At 60.7% G+C, this 17,304-nt stretch carries 13 protein-coding genes, 1 tRNA gene and 1 riboswitch; of the genes, 13 read left to right on the top strand and 1 reads right to left on the bottom strand.

The features are described from left to right. Window positions 1–752: 752 nt before the first annotated feature. The 11 genes from groES to CHY22_RS04060 all read left to right on the top strand — a co-directional run bounded on the left by groES (window position 753) and on the right by CHY22_RS04060 (window position 12,807). Window positions 753–1,046 carry a co-chaperone GroES gene (groES, locus tag CHY22_RS04110; RefSeq protein ID WP_089572547.1) on the top strand — a complete coding sequence of 98 codons (294 nt, stop codon included), beginning with the start codon at window positions 753–755 and terminating at the stop codon, window positions 1,044–1,046. A gap of 96 nt (window positions 1,047–1,142) precedes the next feature. Beyond that, a complete protein-coding gene (groL, locus tag CHY22_RS04105) occupies window positions 1,143–2,780 on the top strand; it encodes a chaperonin GroEL (RefSeq protein ID WP_022094352.1) in 1,638 nt (545 codons plus the stop codon). 451 nt (window positions 2,781–3,231) lie between these two features. Continuing rightward, a riboswitch (FMN riboswitch) is annotated at window positions 3,232–3,424 on the top strand. A 6-nt stretch (window positions 3,425–3,430) separates the two neighbouring features. Then, on the top strand, window positions 3,431–4,021 hold the full coding sequence (locus CHY22_RS04100) for an ECF transporter S component (protein WP_055252299.1): 591 nt from the start codon (window positions 3,431–3,433) through the stop codon (window positions 4,019–4,021). Further along, complete coding sequence (locus CHY22_RS04095; RefSeq protein WP_089572546.1) at window positions 4,018–5,922, top strand: energy-coupling factor transporter ATPase; 1,905 nt, start codon at window positions 4,018–4,020, stop codon at window positions 5,920–5,922. The genes CHY22_RS04100 and CHY22_RS04095 overlap by 4 nt, the downstream gene beginning before the upstream one ends. After that, a complete protein-coding gene (locus CHY22_RS04090; RefSeq protein WP_089572545.1) occupies window positions 5,922–6,722 on the top strand; it encodes an energy-coupling factor transporter transmembrane component T in 801 nt (266 codons plus the stop codon). The genes CHY22_RS04095 and CHY22_RS04090 overlap by 1 nt, the downstream gene beginning before the upstream one ends. A 30-nt stretch (window positions 6,723–6,752) precedes the next feature. Continuing rightward, window positions 6,753–7,199, top strand: coding sequence for a pyridoxamine 5'-phosphate oxidase family protein (locus CHY22_RS04085; protein WP_089572544.1), 447 nt, complete (start codon window positions 6,753–6,755; stop codon window positions 7,197–7,199). A 51-nt stretch (window positions 7,200–7,250) separates the two neighbouring features. Next, entirely contained in the window at window positions 7,251–7,661 is a 411-nt protein-coding gene (locus CHY22_RS04080) for a pyridoxamine 5'-phosphate oxidase family protein (RefSeq protein ID WP_089572543.1), read from the top strand. Between the two features lie 257 nt (window positions 7,662–7,918). Next, window positions 7,919–8,989, top strand: coding sequence for an N-acetyl-gamma-glutamyl-phosphate reductase (gene argC / locus CHY22_RS04075; protein ID WP_089572542.1), 1,071 nt, complete (start codon window positions 7,919–7,921; stop codon window positions 8,987–8,989). Window positions 8,990–9,123: 134 nt separating this feature from the next. Beyond that, on the top strand, window positions 9,124–10,392 hold the full coding sequence (gene argJ, locus CHY22_RS04070; RefSeq protein ID WP_089572541.1) for a bifunctional glutamate N-acetyltransferase/amino-acid acetyltransferase ArgJ: 1,269 nt from the start codon (window positions 9,124–9,126) through the stop codon (window positions 10,390–10,392). Between the two features lie 81 nt (window positions 10,393–10,473). After that, window positions 10,474–11,454, top strand: a complete 981-nt coding sequence (gene argB / locus CHY22_RS04065) for an acetylglutamate kinase (protein ID WP_089572540.1) — start codon at window positions 10,474–10,476, stop codon at window positions 11,452–11,454. A gap of 69 nt (window positions 11,455–11,523) precedes the next feature. After that, window positions 11,524–12,807 carry an aminotransferase class III-fold pyridoxal phosphate-dependent enzyme gene (locus CHY22_RS04060; RefSeq protein ID WP_089572539.1) on the top strand — a complete coding sequence of 428 codons (1,284 nt, stop codon included), beginning with the start codon at window positions 11,524–11,526 and terminating at the stop codon, window positions 12,805–12,807. A 611-nt stretch (window positions 12,808–13,418) separates the two neighbouring features. On the opposite strand, the gene CHY22_RS04055 is transcribed toward CHY22_RS04060, so the two are convergent. Next, window positions 13,419–13,494 (bottom strand) — tRNA-Val (locus CHY22_RS04055). Window positions 13,495–13,691: 197 nt separating this feature from the next. Here CHY22_RS04055 and asnB point away from each other — a divergent pair. Further along, the gene (asnB, locus tag CHY22_RS04050) at window positions 13,692–15,572 is read left to right on the top strand and encodes an asparagine synthase (glutamine-hydrolyzing) (protein WP_089572538.1); all 1,881 of its coding nucleotides are present in this window, start codon (window positions 13,692–13,694) and stop codon (window positions 15,570–15,572) included. Window positions 15,573–15,684: 112 nt separating this feature from the next. Beyond that, window positions 15,685–17,247, top strand: a complete 1,563-nt coding sequence (locus tag CHY22_RS04045; protein WP_089572537.1) for a UDP-N-acetylmuramoyl-L-alanyl-D-glutamate--2,6-diaminopimelate ligase — start codon at window positions 15,685–15,687, stop codon at window positions 17,245–17,247. Window positions 17,248–17,304 lie beyond the last annotated feature (57 nt).

The following is a 17,304-nucleotide window of genomic DNA, read 5'->3' as shown; positions in this document are numbered from 1 at the left end:
ACTTGCAGCGACGGACCTCGGGACGCTCTTACACCACGTCTGCGCGCGCCACCGATGTTCTTTCTGGCCCTGATGTACCCCCGCCTGGACCGTGCAAAAAACGGAGTATTCAGCACCGCGAGCTCTGCCGGTGCCGCTGCGGCTGAGTAACGTTACGGAGATTGACGTCATTTTGGGCTCCGGTACGGCGCGAAGTACGCCCATTTGTCCCAACGGGGTCTGCCCACCGACCAAAACCGCCCGCTGAAGGCGTTCTTGGGACCAATAAGGTATGTCTGGCGCGTATGCAGCCACCCTGGCCTGCTGAATACTCCCAAAAATGCACGGTGCTCCCCAGGGGACCCGTGCGCGCAGCGAAAACCATGCCCACGTTCCTATCCGCATCGCCATTTTGCTGCACTGACTTTTCTGAATGCCGGGCCCGAATTAGTTAACCTGGCTCCCGTGTGGCTCCGGAGGGGCGGGGCATAAGGTTTATCGCGAGTTCCGCACGAGCCGAAGGCCACTTAATGTGGCCTTCGTGCGAGCAGGACTGCCCGAGCAGGAAACCTTATGCCCCGCCCCTCCGGAGCCACACGGGAGCCACTGCTAAGTTATCCCCCGGCATTCAGAAAATCTAAGTGCCAAAAAATAAGATTTTTTGACTCCGTGTTGTATAACCCGCCATTCGTGGGTACCATTCAACGCGTACGCAAACAAAAAGGGTTAATTCGCGTGGTATAACCGCGCGGCCCAAAAAGGAGGAGACAAGCATGTCGTCTTTGAAGCCGCTTGCAGATCGTGTTCTGGTCAAGCCCGACGAGGCCGAGCAGAAGACCGCTTCTGGTCTGTATATCGCCAGCAACGCTCAGGAGAAGCCGCAGCGCGGCACCATCGTTGCCGTTGGCGCCGGCAAGGTCAACGACAAGGGTGAGCGCATCCCCATGGACGTCAAGGAAGGCGACGTTGTCATCTACGGTAAGTTCGGTGGCAACGAGGTCAAGGTCGACGGCGAGAAGTATCTGCTGATGCGCGCCGACGACATCTACGCTGTCGTCGAGGCCTAGTCTCGTCAGAATCTCTGATTCGTCTTTGAACGCGCCCGCCGCATAGGACTCGGAAGCGGCGACGCGAGTCACATTTCTTTTGGAGGATTACCTACCATGGCAAAGAACATTACGTTCAACACCGATGCCCGCGCTAAGCTCGCCAAGGGCGTCAACACTCTGGCCGACGCCGTTACCGTCACCATGGGCCCCAAGGGTCGCTACGTTGCGCTGCAGCGCACGTTCGGCGCCCCGACCATCACCAACGACGGCGTTTCCGTCGCTAAGGAGATCGAGCTCGAGGACAACATCGAGAACATGGGCGCTCAGCTGGTGAAGGAGGTCGCCACCAAGACCAACGACACCGTGGGCGACGGCACCACCACCGCAACCCTGCTCGCTCAGGCCATCGTCAACGACGGCCTGCGCAACGTCGCCGCTGGCGCCAACCCGCTGGCCATCCGTCGCGGCATCGACAAGGCCGTCAACGCCGCCGTCGCCGAGATGAAGAAGCAGGCCAAGCCGGTCGAGACCAAGGAGCAGATTGCTTCCGTCGGTACCATCTCCGCCGGTGACCCCGAGGTCGGCGAGAAGATCGCCGAGGCCATGGAGGTCGTGGGCAAGGACGGCGTCATCACCGTCGAGGATTCCCAGACGTTCGACATCACCATCGACACCGTCGAGGGCATGCAGTTCGACAAGGGCTACGTCTCCGCTTACTTCGTCACGGATAACGACCGCATGGAGGCCGTGATGAAGGATCCGTACATCCTCATCACCGACCAGAAGATCTCCAGCGTCCAGGACATCATGCCTGTTCTCGAGGCTGTCCAGCGCGCTGGCCGTGGCCTGCTCATCATCGCTGAGGACATCGATGGCGAGGCTCTGCCGACCCTCGTCCTCAACAAGATCCGTGGCGCCCTCAACGTCTGCGCCGTCAAGGCCCCGGGCTACGGCGATCGCCGCAAGCGCATCTTGGAGGACATCGCCGTCCTCACCGGTGGCCAGGCTGCTCTGGACGAGCTGGGCGTGAAGGTCGCTGACATCACCGCCGATATGCTTGGTACCGCTAAGTCCGTCACTATCTCCAAGGACAACACCGTCGTCGTCGGCGGCGCTGGCTCCAAGGAGGCCATCGACGCCCGCATCGCTCAGATCAAGGGCGAGATGGAGAACACCACCTCTGACTTCGACCGTGAGAAGCTCCAGGAGCGCCTGGCCAAGCTCTCCGGTGGCGTTGCCGTCATCAAGGTCGGCGCTGCTACCGAGTCCGAGCTCAAGGAGATCAAGCACCGCGTCGAGGACGCCCTGCAGGCTACCCGTGCTGCTGTCGAGGAGGGCATTGTCGCCGGCGGCGGCGTCGCCTTCATGGACGCTGCTCCTGCGCTCGACGCCGTTGAGCTTGACGACCCCGAGGAGAAGATCGGCGTCGACATCGTCAAGAAGGCTCTGACTGCTCCGGTCGCCACCATCGCCAAGAACGCTGGCTTTGAGGGCGCCGTCGTGGTCGACAAGGTTGCCGAGCTGCCCGCCGGCCAGGGTCTCAACTCTGCCAACGGCGAGTGGGGCGACATGATCGAGATGGGCGTCCTCGACCCCGTCAAGGTCAGCCGCGTCACCCTGCAGAACGCTGCTTCTGTCGCCAGCCTGATCCTCATCACCGAGGCTACCGTCTCCGATGTGCCCAAGAACACTCAGCTTGAGGACGCTATCGCTGCTGCTACCGCTGGTCAGCAGGGCGGCGGTATGTACTAAGGCCGACAAGGTCTAGAACTCCCACCGGGAATCCGGGGGCGTGACGGGGGCTTCTCTCCGGAACGTCCTCGGACATGCAAAGAGGCTCCGCATCGCGCTTCGCGCTGCGGAGCCTCTCTGCGTCCTGCGGAATGTTCCGGAGAGAAGCCCCCGTCACGCCCCCGGATTCCCTGCGTTTACGGCCTTGAGGTCGGCGTGGGCGGAGGACTTGGTTGTTGGGAATACGTGTCCCGGTCGCTGTTTCGCGGCTTTGCCGCGAAAGGCGCGCCGCTTTGGGGCGAGTGGAGGATGTGGTTGTTGCAGTGGCTTGTCCCCTTCGCTGTTTCGCGCTTTGCGCGAAAGGCGCGCTACTTTGGGATGGGTGGGGAACGTGGTTGTTGCGGCAACTGATCCCCGCCACAAATTACCCTCGGCATACTTGCGCGAACGATTGCTCGTGCTACACTTGCAAGTGCTGTTTCAGGGCGGGGTGGAATTCCCCACTGGCGGTAAATCGGGCGGTGCCAAAGGGGTGCCGCGGAGCAGGCGAGATGCCTGCGGCCGAGCCGATGAGTCCGCGACCCGTGTGTGCGTTGGTTCGCATGCCGGCTGAACTGGTGAGATTCCAGTACCAACGGTTAGAGTCCGGATGAAAGAGGCAGGTGATCTTAATGTCTGAACAGTCGCAGCATATCCATTTTGAGAACACGAATAGGTGGAGCACCAAACAGCTCGTTACCATGGCGCTGATGTGCGCCTTGGGCGCCCTGTTTATGTATGTGCAGCTGCCCATTCTTCCCTCGGCGCCGTTTTTGACGTATGACCCGTCGCTGGTGCCGGCGATGGTGTGCGGGTTTGCGTATGGCCCCGGTGCCGGTACCGCTGTTGCCGCTATGGCGATCGTTATCCATGCGCTCACCACGGGTGACTGGGTCGGCGCGCTTATGAACCTGGTTGCCACGCTGGGCTACATTCTGCCCGCGGCTATCGTCTACCAGAAGATGCATACCTATAAGGGTGCCGTGATTGGCCTGGTGCTCGGCGTCATTGCCGCTACGGCGTTGTCTATGGTCGCAAACCTTACCATTGGCGTATGGTTCTGGTATGGCTCGGTCGATGTGATCGCCCCGCTTATGATTCCTGCCGTGCTGCCGTTCAACCTTATCAAGACCGTCCTTAACTCGGTATTGACACTTGCGGTGTACAAGGCGGTCTCCAACCTCATCACGCCTAAAAAGGACCAGGTCAAAGGCCGCGCATGATTGAGTGTCGGGGCGTTTCCTTTAGCTATGACGGTGCCGTACCGGCACTCGACGGCGTCGATCTGAACATCGAGGACGGGGAGTTTTTCTGCATCCTCGGTGGCAATGGGTCGGGCAAGTCGACGTTTGCCAAGCATCTGAATGCGCTGCTGCAGCCCGATGCGGGCACGGTACGTATCAACGGTATGGATGCGTCCGATCCCGAGCTGGTCTACGACATTCGTTCGACCGCAGGCATGGTGTTCCAGAATCCCGACGACCAGCTGGTGGCAACGCTTGTCGAAGATGACGTTGCGTTCGGTCCCGAAAACCTTGGCGTGCCATCGGCGCAAATTGCGCAGCGCGTACGCGAGGCGCTGAAGGGCGTGGGCCTGGTGGGCTTTGAGCGCCACGAGACCCATGCGCTTTCGGGCGGCCAAAAGCAGCGCGTGGCGCTTGCCGGCGTGCTCGCCATGGAACCGCGCGTGCTCATCTTGGACGAGGCTTCCTCGATGCTCGATCCGCGTGGACGCAAGGGCCTCATGAAGGCTTGCCGCGTGTTGCACGCTCGCGGCATGACCATCGTGATGATTACGCACTTTATGGAAGAGGCCGCCGAGGCCGATCGCGTTGCTGTCTTCCAAGCGGGCCGCGTTGCCATGCTCGGTACGCCCGAGGAGATCTTGACGCGGGCGGACGAGCTCGCGCAGCTCAACTTGGATATGCCGGCGTCGTGCTGCTTGGGCACGGCGCTTCGTGCGAAGGGCGTGCCCGTTCATGCGCAGGTGCGCGAGGCGGATATGGTCGCCGAGATTGCGCAGGTATATGCCGACCGGAGTGGGGAAGACACCGCAGGGCGGCCTTCTGCATCCGATTCTCGTGTGCTCGACAACGTCTCCTCTGCAACCGACGGGACAGCCGTGTCGGAGCCCGTCATCGAGATTTCGCACCTCTCGCATAGTTACTCGCTGAGTGCCCGCGAGCGCCGCCGCTGGCATAAGCGCTCGGTCACTGCGGGCAAATCGAGCAAACAGGCTCTCTGGGGAAACGACCCCAGCAGCCCGTGGGCGCTGCGCGATGTATCGCTGACGGTGCGTCGCGGCGAGTTCCTGGGCTTGGCAGGTCATACCGGTTCGGGTAAGTCGACGCTAGTCCAGCATCTCAACGGTTTGATTCGCCCCCAGGAGGGATTCGTTCGCGCACTGGGGCTCGATCTGTCAAACAAGAAAGACGCCGCCGCGGTTAAGGCCAAGGTCGGCGTGGTGTTTCAATATCCCGAGCGTCAGCTGTTTGCCGAAACCGTGACGCAGGACGTGGCGTTTGGCCCGCACAACCTTGGCCTGTCGCAAGACGAGGTCGCGCGCCGCGTTGCGTCATCGCTCGCACGCGTGGGCCTCGACCTTGCCACGATAGGTGACAAGAGCCCCTTTGAACTCTCGGGCGGTCAGCAACGGCGTGTGGCATTCGCCGGTGTGCTCGCCATGGAGCCCGAAGTCCTGGTGCTCGATGAACCCATGGCGGGGCTCGATCCGGCTGCGCGCAGGGATTTCCTTGAGCTTATCGATCGACTTCACCGCGATGGCCTGACCGTTGTCATGGTTTCGCATAGTATGGATGACCTGGCCAATTGCTGCGACCGCATCGTCGTGATGAACGAAGGTGCGGTGTTTGCAGAGGGAACCCCCGCGCAGGTGTTTGCACATGCCGATGAGCTCAAGTCGATCGGCTTGGGCGTACCTGCTGCCCAGCGCATGGCGTTGGCGCTCGCGGAGGCGGGCGTGCCGCTGCGTTGCGGCGGGCTCTATACGGTTGAATCGCTGGCAGACGAGTTGGTGGACCTGCTAATCGGTCGCTCGGACGGTCCTTCTAACGTCGCGGACATTGCTAAATCCAAGACGGTCGCGCGAGAGGAGGGCTGCTAATGGAGGCGTTTTCGTTTGGCAGCTACTATCCCGGCGATAGTGCGATCCATCGCCTGGATCCGCGCACCAAGCTGCTCCTGGGCTTTGTGTTTTTAATCACGACGCTGACCGTCGGCGGCTTCCGCGGACTGGCTCCTGTCGCAATTTTCGTCGTGCTGATCTATGCCGTGTCCCGGGTGCCGGCTCGTCGCGTTCTGTCGTCGATGGCGCCGCTGCTGGCAATCGTCGTCGTGGTCGCGGTGCTCAACTTGTTTACCGATCAGAGTGGGCGCATCCTGTGGCAGCTCGGCTTTCTGCAGATAAGCGAGGGCTCGCTGCATTCCGCCGCCTTTATGGCGTGCCGCCTGACCTTGATGATGGCCGGTATGAGCGCCATCACGCTCACCACACCGACGCTCGACCTCACCGCGGGCTTTGAGCGCCTGCTCGCGCCGTTTGCGCGTGTGGGGCTCCCTGCGCACGAGCTCGGCATGATCATGGGCATCGCGCTGCGCTTTATGCCGCAGTTTGCCACCGAGATGAAGCAGACGGCCGATGCGCAGGCAAGCCGTGGTGCACGCGTAACGGGTGGCCCGCTCGGCGGCGTGCGTATGCTCGGCAGTGTGGCGATTCCACTGTTCACGGGCGTGTTCCGTCATGCCGAGACGTTGTCTGCCGCCATGGATGCCCGTTGCTATCATGGCGAGCAGGGCCGCACACGTCTGCATACACTTGCATTTGGCCGCGGCGATGCGTTGGCGGCGGTGGTGACGGCGTTGCTGCTCATCTGCGTCATCGTCATCAATCTTCAACTTGTTTAGGCGCGATTCGAGCGCAAGAAAGGGGCCCCTATGACCGACAACGACCGCACGGCTCAGCTTGAGCGCGCCTGTTCGTATCTCAGGCGCATTCCGGCGTGGTATCTGGCCACGACCGATGTGACCGACGGGCATCAGCCTCGCGTGAGGCCGTTTTCGTTTGCCATGGTCGATGACGGTAAGCTGTGGTTTTGCACGTCGCGCGACAAGGACGTGTGGGCGGAGCTGAGTGCGAATCCCAAGTTTGAGCTCTCGGGCTGGAAGCCGGGGGAATGTTGGATTGTGTTGACCGGCGAGGCCGCACTTGAGGACGACGCAGTTGCGAGCGACAAGGTGCGTCAAGCGGGTTTTAAGCACATGGTGGGCATCGGCGAGGAACACGAGAGTGCCAACGACGGCCGCCTTGTTTTCTTTTCGGTCCGCAACATTGCCGCGCGCTTCTGTGATATCGACGGCAGCGAGGAGCGCCTGGAGCTCTAGCGCGTCTCAAATAAACTACCCGTTCCGAATTAGCTAGCGCCAGGAGGACACATGGACGGATTGAATACGGTGTTGGAGTATCTGACGTCGGTGCCGGCATGGTATTTGGCGACGAGCGTTGACGGACAGCCTCATGTGCGTCCGTTTTCGTTTGCGCAGATCCAGGATGGCAAGCTGTGGTTTGTAACAGCGCGCACCAAAGATGTGTGGCAAGAGCTGCTGCAAAACCAGCGCTTTGAGGCCACGAGTTGGTGGCCGGGCCATGGCTGGCTCATCTTGCGCGGGCGTGCCGGCTTGGATGACCGGGTTTTAGGCGAAATGCGCGAAGCCGGGTGGAAGCATCTAGAGCACCTGGGCGAGCACTATGAGGGGCCTAACGACCCCACGCTCGTCTTCTTTAGCGTCGAGGATCCCGAGGCTTTTATCTGCAATCACGACGAATGGGTGCCGGTCGAGCTCTAGCCAGCTGGCTCATCCTAACAACTTGGTTTTCGCATGGGCGGGCCCCGTATTGCCCGGCGCCGTTAGGAGCGCCGGTCAATACGGGGCCCGCTCCATTTGTCAATTCCTTCAAGCGAATGTGTCGGGAATGTTTCAATGCATGAATATGCAAGCCATTTACGTAGTCATGCATCTTTTGGTGCTAAAGTTTCAACCCACTTCATAACGACTGCTGCGAAATGCGCATCGGTGCATAAATCGCAGACAAGGAGTCTGATATGTCTTTGAAGGTTGGAATCGTCGGCGCGGCTGGATATGCCGGAGCCGAGCTCATTCGCCTCGTCCTCGGTCATCCCGAGTTTGAACTTGCTGCCATTACGTCCAACGCCGATGCCGGCCAGCCGTTGTCTGCGGTGTACCCGAGCTTCACCGGCGTAAGCGATCTTGTCTTTACGACGCATGATGCCCCCGAGCTCAAGAACTGCGACGCGGTCTTTTTGGCCGTGCCGCACACGGCTGCCATGGCACAGGTGCCCGCGCTGCTTGCATCGGGCGTCTCCTGCTTTGATCTTTCGGCCGACTACCGTCTGAACGACGCGTCCGTTTTTGAGGCTTGGTATGCCGCCGAGCATACGAGCCCCGAGCTGCTCAAGACCCGTGCCTTCGGTCTGCCCGAGCTGTTCTGCCAGGACTTGGAGACCGCCGCATCCGACCATGCCGACGGCAAACCCGTGCTGGTCGCCTGCGCCGGTTGCTATCCCACCGCAACGAGCCTTGCCGCCGCGCCCGCCGTGCGCGCGGGCTGGGTGGCCGAGAACGGTCCCGTGATTGTCGATGCCATTAGCGGCGTGACGGGCGCCGGCAAGTCCTGCAACGCTCGTACGCATTTTTGCAGCGCCGACGAGAATTTGGAAGCATACGGCGTGGGCAAGCATCGCCACACGCCCGAGATTGAGCAAATCCTTGGCCTGACCGATCGCGTCGTCTTTACCCCGCACCTGGCACCGCTCAAGCGCGGTCTGCTCTCCACGGTGACGCTGCCGCTCGCGCCGCAGGCTTTCGACACGCTGGCTCTTGAGGATGTCGTCGACCATTACAAGCAGTTCTACGCCGGTCGCACCTTTGTGCGCGTGCTCGATGCCGGCCAGCAGCCCAAGACGGCTTCGGTCGTCGGCACCAACGCTGCCCAGATTGGCCTCGCGCTCAACAAGCGCGCGGGCGTGCTGGTGGCGACGGGCGCCATCGACAATCTGTGCAAGGGCGCTGCGGGCCAAGCAGTCCAGTGCGCCAATATCGTCTTTGGCTTTGACGAGCGACGAGGCATGCCTACAGTGGCGTGCCCGGTGTAGCACATTCGATTGTTAACGATTTGGTAGTCGGGCATCGAATGGGGCGCCACTCTTAAGCTGGTCTCATGATCACGACTGGCATGGCGCACCAACCGATGCCCATTTTTTGTTTGACATAAGGAGTCGTAAAGACGATGAATGCTGAGCAGTTCGATATCAAGATTCGTGCCGTAGAGGGCGGCGTAACGGCGGCGGCCGGCTTTAAGGCGGCGGGCATCCATGCCGGATTCCGCAAGAATCCCGAGCGCCTGGATTACGCGCTCGTCGTGCCCGATAAGCCTTGCCCCGGGGCCGGTGTGTTTACGACTAACCGCTTTTGTGCGGCGCCCGTGCAGGTGAGCCGTGCCAACTTGGGCGGCGCCGACAAGGGCTACGGCGTCATTGCCGGCGTTTCGGTCAACTCTGGCAATGCCAACGCCGCCACGGGTGAGACCGGCCTTGCCTGCGCGCGCGAGACCTGCAACATCGCCTCGCAGGTCATCGGCTGCGAGCCCCAGCAGATTCTGGTCGCCTCCACGGGCGTAATTGGCCAGATTCTGCCGATCGACACGTTTGAGACCGCCATTCCTGCTGCCTACGAGGCGCTCTCCGCCCACGGTGGCGCCGATGCCGCTCGCGCCATCATGACGACCGACACGCACTCCAAGGAGTACGCCGTGTCCTACGTCAGTGAGGCTGCGGGTCATGCGGGCAATGTCTATACGGTAGGCGGAATGTGCAAGGGCTCGGGCATGATCATGCCCAACATGGCCACCATGATCGCAGTTATCACCACCGATGTCCCCGTCGAGCCTGCGGCACTTCATGCCCTGCTGCTCTCGACCGTCAAGCAGACCTTTAACAAGGTAACGGTCGATTCCGACACCTCGACCAACGACACCTGCATCATGCTTGCCTCCGGCGCCGCTGCCGCAGATGCCGAGCCTATCGTCGAGGGCTCCGATGCCTTTGACGAGTTGGCATTTGCCGTGCACGAGGTGTGCGAGAGCCTGGCGCGCAATATCGCCGCCGATGGTGAGGGCGCATCCAAGCTTGTTACGGTCAACGTTACCGGCGCCGCCAACGACGAGGAGGCCGATATCGCCGCCCGTGCCGTTGCCAACTCGCCGCTCGTTAAGACCTGCATCGCCGGCCACGACTGCAACTGGGGCCGCGTTGCTATGGCGCTTGGCAAGTGCGGCGTGAAGTTTAATCAGGAAGACGTTTCCATCGACATGATGGGCATGCCTGTCTGTCGCGACGGTCTGACTGTTCCCTTTGACGAGGACGAGGCTCTGCGACGTTTTGAGGCGCCCGAGATTGTGATCTCGGCAGACCTGGGCGCGGGCGACGCGGCGACCACCGTGTGGACTTGCGACCTCACGCACGAGTACATCTCCATTAACGGCGACTACCGTTCCTAGATTCCAGGCACGCTGCGTATCTTGCCGCGATTGCGGACAGCGGAGCACGGCGCGATAACGATACGAAAGACGAGGCAGATTATGAAATTCGCACGCGATTGTCGTTCGAGCGAATCCAACGAAGCAACCGCGCAGCTGCTGTTCGAAGCGCTGCCGTGGATTAAGAACCTGACCGGCAAGACGGTTGTTATCAAATATGGCGGAGCCGCCATGGTTGATGAGCAGCTGCGCCGCGACGTGATGAGCGACATCGTCCTGCTTAAGATCATCGGCATGCGCCCCGTCATCGTGCATGGCGGCGGCAAGGCTATCAACGAGGCGCTTAGCCACTACGACATCCCCGTCGAGTTTATGAACGGCCAGCGCGTGACCACGCCGGCGACCATGGATATCGTGCGCGAGGTGCTGGGCGGCAAGGTCAACCAGGAGCTGGTCGCGGCGCTCAACCATCACGGCAACCTGGCCGTGGGCGTTTCGGGCAGCGATGCCGGTACGCTCATCGCCGAGCCGCTCGACCCCGAACTCGGCCGCGTAGGCAAGGTCACGCACGTCAACACCGACTATATCGAGCGCCTGCTCGATAGCGAGTACATCCCCGTCATCGCTACCGTCGCGGCGGGGGAGGACGGCGGTTTCTTCAACATCAACGCCGATACCGCCGCCGGTGCCGTTGCGGCAGCGCTCCACGCGCATAAGGCGATCTTTTTGACCGACGTCGACGGCCTGTACAAGGACTTTAGCGATAAAGACTCACTCATCTCCAACCTAACGCTCGACGAGGTTAACGAAATGCTCTACGGCGGCGAGGTCGATAAGGGCATGATTCCCAAGCTGCGTGCGGCCGTCGATGCGCTTGCCGGCGGCGTATTTCGCGCTCACATCATCAACGGCACCACGCCGCATTCGCTGCTGCTGGAGCTGCTGACCGATGCCGGCGTCGGCACCGTGATCCATTCCACCGAGACGGCTTACGAGTTCGATACGCATCCGCATCCGCTTTCGACGTTTGCTGCGCGTCTGACCGAGAACCTTGACGAGGTCGAGAAGCTTCAGACGGTCTAGCTGACCCGCAGCCGCCCCATTCCTGCACCCATAGGCCTGCGCCGTCTGGCACCCAACGAAAGGCATCCCATGTCACTTGCAGCTCAGCAATCGCTTGAATCCCATTACGTTATGCATACCTTTGGCCGCTCTCCGGTCGAGTTTGTCGAGGGCCACGGCATGAAACTCACCGGCGACGATGGTCGTGAGTACCTCGACTTTCTTGCCGGCATCGGCGTGTGCAGCCTAGGTCATGGCAACCCGGCTGTGCTCTCGGCGCTCGAGGCACAGACCAAAAAGCTCATGCATGTCTCCAATTACTTCTACATTGAGCAGCGCGGACAGGTCGCGGCGCTGCTGTCCAAGCTTGCTAACGACGACGCAGATGGTGCGCGCGTGCTTGCCGATGCCATTGCCGCCGGCGATGAGACCACGGCAGCTGCTCTTGGTGCCCCGGCTGCGGACGAGCAGGTGTGGGAGACCTTCTTTGCCAACTCCGGCGCCGAGGCCAACGAGGGCTCGATGAAGCTCGCGCGCCTGTACGCCAAGCGTGCCGGTAACGGCGGCAACACCATCGTGTGCATGCGCGGCGGCTTCCACGGCCGTACGCTCGAGACCATTGCCGCCACCATGCAGGATTGGCTGCAGGATAGTTTCCGCCCACTGCCGGGTGGCTTTGTGGCCTGCACGCCCAACGATGTCGATGAGCTGCGCGCAATCTTTAAGCAGCTGGGAAGCGAGGTTTGCGCCGTGATGCTCGAGCCGATCCAGGGCGAGAGTGGTGTGCATCCCATGACCGAGGAGTTTATGGCGGCAGCGCGCGACCTGGCACACGAAGTGGGCGCCGTGCTTATCGCCGACGAGGTCCAGTGCGGCATCTTCCGCTCCGGCAAGCCGTTTGCATTCCAAACCTATGGCGTGGAACCCGACATCATGAGCCTTGCCAAGGGCATTGCTGATGGCGTGCCCATGGGTGCCGTCGTAGCAAAGAAGGAGATTGCCGACGTGTTTAAGCCGGGCGACCACGGCTCGACCTTTGGCGGTAGCTGCTTGGCCGTCGCGGCGTGTGCCGCGACGCTCTCCGCGCTCGTGCACGGCGGCTATGCTGAGCATGCCGCCAAGGTGGGCGCCTATATGGAGGCAAAGCTCGCCAAGCTGCCGAACGTGACCGAGGTGCGTGGCCGCGGCTTGATGCTCGGCTGTGATTTGGATGATGCCGCGGGCGACGTGCATGATATTGTTGCCCGCGCGCTGGCCGCCGGTGCCGTGATTAACGCTACGGGTGCCCATACGCTGCGTTTCCTGCCGCCGCTCGTCTGCGAGGAATCCGACGTGGACAGTCTGATCGAGATTCTGTCGGGTGTCTTGGGCTAACGCGGCGCAATAACTCAATTTGAACCGGGTTCCGGACTGTGGACGTGCCATATGCGGCACGATTCAGCGGTCTGGAGCCCGTTTTGCCTTAGATTTGCTAAGGCGGGGAGACCTGCTGGTCAAAAAACATCAAATATGAGTACTGTTACCGATTTGGTAACAGCAATTTTGGACTAATAAGGCCAGATAGCTAGTCGAAATGGCGATGAATGTACGATTTTGATCCAATTGCTAGTCCTTATAATGGACATATGTTGCGTAACTTAAGCAAATATTATCTTCTGACATGTTGTAAGCAAGGTAGCAGTACTCATTTTTGCCATTTTCTGGCCACGGCCTTTGTGACAGACGTGCTGGCGGGTTCGAATCCCTCTGCGATGGGCCCAAAAATGAAAGGCCCCCATAGCTGGGAGCCTATCAAATCAGTGGTGGGCGATGAGGGATGTCGCGTGCGGCTGACGCCGTCCGCTCTCGCTTCGGGCCTACGGCCCTCGCGTGCTGCGCTGGAAAACGCTTCGCGTTTCCTCAGCTCCGCACCCTTTCGGGTTCGAATCCCTCTGCGATGGGCCCAAAAATGAAAGGCCCCCATAGCTGGGAGCCTATCAAATCAGTGGTGGGCGATGAGGGATTCGAACCCCCAGCCTTGTGCGTGTAAAGCACCTGCGCTAACCGTTGCGCCAATCGCCCGTGCGGAGAGAGTATAGCAAAACAATCGCCTCATTCACCTCATATCCATTAAAGGTAACTGGCGCGTGTCACAGCGTGTCACAGCGGAGCTGATTCAGTTGAGATTGCCTGAACATTCCGCCCCTCTTTACGCCCTCGGGTATACTCAAAAGCTACTGATTCGATTTGATGCCCAGCAACAGCAGAGGGGATAGTATATGTGCGGTTTTGTCGGTTTTGTCGGTGGGACGGATAACCAATCCGAGGTGCTCACCAAGATGATGGACCGCATCGTCCATCGCGGTCCCGACATGGGCGGTCAGTTTATCGACGGCCGCGTTGCCCTCGGCTTCCGCCGCCTGTCGATCCTCGACCTGACCGAGGCTGGCGCCCAACCCATGGCCAACGAGGACGGTAGCGTCGTTATCGTCTTTAACGGCGAGATCTACAACTTCCAAGAACTCCGTTCCGAGCTCGAGGCCAAGGGCTACAAGTTCCACTGCGGTGCTGACACCGAGAGCCTCCTGCACGGATACGAGGAGTGGGGCGAGGCCGTCCTCGATCGCCTGCGCGGTATGTACGCCTTCGTCATCTGGGACAAAAAGAAGAACAAGCTTTTTGGCGCCCGCGACATCTTTGGCATCAAGCCGCTCTACTACTATCCCATGGCCGATGCGGGCGACGGCGCTCCGGGCGTGCTCTTTGGTTCCGAGATCAAGAGCTTCCTGGACTACCCGCACTTCCACAAGGCGGTCAACAAAAAGGCCCTGCGTCCGTACATGACGCTGCAGTATTCGGCGACTGAGGAGACTTTCTTCGAGGGTGTCTACAAGCTGCCGCCGGCGCACTACTTTACCGTCGATATCCCGACCGGCAAGATGAACATCGAGCGCTATTGGGATTGCGATTACTCTGCCGTCGAGAAGCCGTTCGAGGAGTACGTCGACGAGCTGGACGAGGTCGTGCACGAGAGCGTCGAGGCCCATCGCATCGCCGACGTCAAGGTCGCGTCGTTCCTCTCCGGCGGCGTCGACTCCAGCTACATCGCCGCTTGCCTCATGCCCGACAAGACCTTCTCGGTGGGCTTCGATTACAAGAATTTCAACGAGACTAACTACGCCAAGGAACTTTCCGATAAGCTCGGCGTCGAGAATGTTCGCAAGATGATTACCGCCGACGAGTTCTTCGGTGCGCTCGAGGACATCCAGTATCACATGGACGAGCCGCAGTCCAACCTGTCTTCCGTGCCGCTGTGGTTCTTGGCCGAGATGGCCCGCAAGGACGTCACCGTCGTGCTTTCGGGCGAAGGTGCCGACGAGCTCTTTGGCGGCTACGCCTACTACGAGGACACGGTCCCGGTGCGCAAGTACAAAAAGATGGTGCCGCTGCCCATCCGTCGCGCGCTCGGTAACCTGGCGCTGCATATGCCGTACTTCAAGGGCCACAACTTCTTGGTCAAGGGTGCCGAGATTCCCGAGAAGTCGTTCCTGGGCCAGGCCTTGGTATGGCCTGAGCGCGAGGTCGACGGCGTACTCAAGCCCGAGTACAACACCGGCGACGGCGCCTTTGAGCTCGCTGCACCCATCTACGCACGCGTGAAGGGCCAGCCCGAGCTGGTCAAGAAGCAGTACCTGGACATGAACATGTGGCTCCCGGGCGACATTCTGCTCAAGGCCGACAAGATGTGCATGGCGCACTCGCTGGAGCTGCGCGTGCCCTTCCTGGATCGCAAGGTCATGGAGTTCGCCGAGCACATTCCCGACCGCTACCGCATCAACGAGAACGGCAACAAACAGGTGCTTCGCCACGCCGCCAACAAGTCGCTGCCCGATGAGTGGGCTACCCGTCCCAAGGTGGGCTTCCCGGTGCCGATCGTCTACTGGCTGCGCGAGCAAAAGTGGTACGACTACGTCAAGGAGTACTTCACCGCGCCGTGGGCAAGCGAGTTTTTCGACACCGACGAGCTCATGCATCTGCTCGACTTACACTTTGCGGGCAAGGGTGATTTCCAGCGCAAGATCTATACGCCGCTCGTGTTCTTGGTGTGGTACAAGCGCTTCTTTATCGACGAGGGCCAGCCTTCTGTTCAGGCTGCCTAGCCTCGGCTTACGAACGCCTGCGCGTAACGGCTCCTCCGGGAGCCGTTTTTGCGCGAGCATGTTTCAGTTACTATGAAAACCGTCCCTGCCAAATGGCTGAGAAAGGCGAAAGATGCACCATTCGGATTCCGCGACCGTGACCACGGTCGATACGCTTGCCAAGCTTCTCGATGTGTGCGGCGAGCTGCGCGCATCGGAGCAGGTTGACGGGCGTGCCGTGACCGGCTGCTCGTTTGATTCGCGCGCGGTTTCGGCAGGTGACGTGTTCTTTTGCAAGGGCGCTGCCTTTAAGCCTGCGTTTTTGAGCATGGCGCTCGATTCGGGCGCTGTCGCATTTGTGTGCGAAGAGTCGCTGGTCGAGTCTCTGGAGCCGCTGGCGAAAGAGAACGGTGCTGCGATGCTGGTTGTTGATAGCGTACGCACGGCGATGGCGCTGTTGCCGCCCGAGGTCTACGACCGTCCCGACCACGACGTTAAGATCGTGGGCATCACCGGTACCAAGGGAAAGACCACGGCCGCTTTTATGCTCCAGTCCATCATCAAGGCGGCGGGCGAGTCCTGCGGCATGATCGGCTCGGTGAACACCGACGATGGTATCGAGTGCTACGAGAGCACCAACACCACGCCCGAGGCCCCCGAGGTCTGGCGCCATATCGCCAACTGTCGCGCGTCTGGTCGCCAGTCCATGGTCATGGAGGTCTCAAGCCAGGCGCTTAAGTACCAGCGCGTCGAGAACCTGCCGTTTGACGTGGCGTGTTTCCTCAACATCGGGCGTGACCACATCTCACCGATCGAGCATCCGACCTTCGAGGATTATTTTGAGAGCAAGCTCAGGATCTTTGATCAGGCTAAGACCGCCGTAGTGAATCTGGGCACCGATGAAGTCGAACGCGTGCTGGAGGCCGCGTCGACGGCCGAGCGCTTGGTGACCGTTGGCGTCGAGCATCCCGAGGCGAGCCTGTGGGCAAGCGATGTCCGCATGGTCGGCTTTAACATCGAGTTTAACCTGCATGGCATGAGCGCCGACGAGCCCGAGGCGGGGGAGAAGGTCCTGCTGGGTATTGCGGGAGACTTTAACGTGGAGAACGCGCTGGTCGCTATCGCCGCCGCGCGCGAGATTGGCATCGGAATCGATGCCATCAAGAAGGGCCTCTCCAAGCTGCGTGTGCCGGGCCGCATGGAGGTCGTGGAGTCGAAGGATGGACGCGTGGTTTGCGTTGTTGACTACGCTCACAACCAACTTTCGTTCCGCTCGCTCTTTTCGTCGGTCAAGCGCGCGTTTCCCGCCAGTCCGGTCATTGCGCTGTTTGGTGCTGCTGGAGGCAAGGCGCAGGAGCGCCGTGAGCAGCTTCCGCGCGAGGCCGCACCATATTCTGATCTGCTGATCTTTACCAACGAGGATCCGGCTCACGAGGACCCGATGAAGGTCTGTCGCGAGCTTGCCGAGCATGTTCCCGACGATACCCCGAACAAGATCATCCTCGATCGCGAGGCTGCTGTGCACGCGGCATTCAAGGCGGCGCGCGAGGAATACGTCAGCCCCGAAGCGCCTACCATCGTCTTGCTGTTGGCAAAGGGCGACGAGGAGCTCATGCACGTGGGTGATGAGTTCGTACCCATCGAGAGCGATCTTTCGCTTGCCAATCGTTTAATCGATGTTACCCAGTTTGACTAATGAACTGCGATGAGGGCGGCGTCCCGAGCGCGCTGCCGTTGCAAGCGCGTTTCCCCT

Source organism: Collinsella sp. TF06-26 (assembly GCF_002232035.1).
Taxonomy (GTDB): Bacteria; Actinomycetota; Coriobacteriia; order Coriobacteriales; family Coriobacteriaceae; genus Collinsella.
Note: the sequence above shows the minus strand (reverse complement) of the source record. Positions and strands in the feature narration are given on the sequence as shown.

Bases quoted from the DNA above. Each gene is read 5' to 3' on its own strand.
- CHY22_RS04085 (WP_089572544.1), top strand. From the start codon at position 6,753: ATGACCGACAACGACCGCACGGCTCAGCTTGAGCGCGCCTGTTCGTAT.
- groES (WP_089572547.1), top strand. From the start codon at position 753: ATGTCGTCTTTGAAGCCGCTTGCAGATCGTGTTCTGGTCAAGCCCGAC.
- asnB (WP_089572538.1), top strand. From the start codon at position 13,692: ATGTGCGGTTTTGTCGGTTTTGTCGGTGGGACGGATAACCAATCCGAG.
- argJ (WP_089572541.1), top strand. From the start codon at position 9,124: ATGAATGCTGAGCAGTTCGATATCAAGATTCGTGCCGTAGAGGGCGGC.
- CHY22_RS04090 (WP_089572545.1), top strand. From the start codon at position 5,922: ATGGAGGCGTTTTCGTTTGGCAGCTACTATCCCGGCGATAGTGCGATC.
- CHY22_RS04060 (WP_089572539.1), top strand. From the start codon at position 11,524: ATGTCACTTGCAGCTCAGCAATCGCTTGAATCCCATTACGTTATGCAT.
- CHY22_RS04100 (WP_055252299.1), top strand. From the start codon at position 3,431: ATGTCTGAACAGTCGCAGCATATCCATTTTGAGAACACGAATAGGTGG.
- argC (WP_089572542.1), top strand. From the start codon at position 7,919: ATGTCTTTGAAGGTTGGAATCGTCGGCGCGGCTGGATATGCCGGAGCC.
- CHY22_RS04045 (WP_089572537.1), top strand. From the start codon at position 15,685: ATGCACCATTCGGATTCCGCGACCGTGACCACGGTCGATACGCTTGCC.
- argB (WP_089572540.1), top strand. From the start codon at position 10,474: ATGAAATTCGCACGCGATTGTCGTTCGAGCGAATCCAACGAAGCAACC.
- CHY22_RS04095 (WP_089572546.1), top strand. From the start codon at position 4,018: ATGATTGAGTGTCGGGGCGTTTCCTTTAGCTATGACGGTGCCGTACCG.
- groL (WP_022094352.1), top strand. From the start codon at position 1,143: ATGGCAAAGAACATTACGTTCAACACCGATGCCCGCGCTAAGCTCGCC.
- CHY22_RS04080 (WP_089572543.1), top strand. From the start codon at position 7,251: ATGGACGGATTGAATACGGTGTTGGAGTATCTGACGTCGGTGCCGGCA.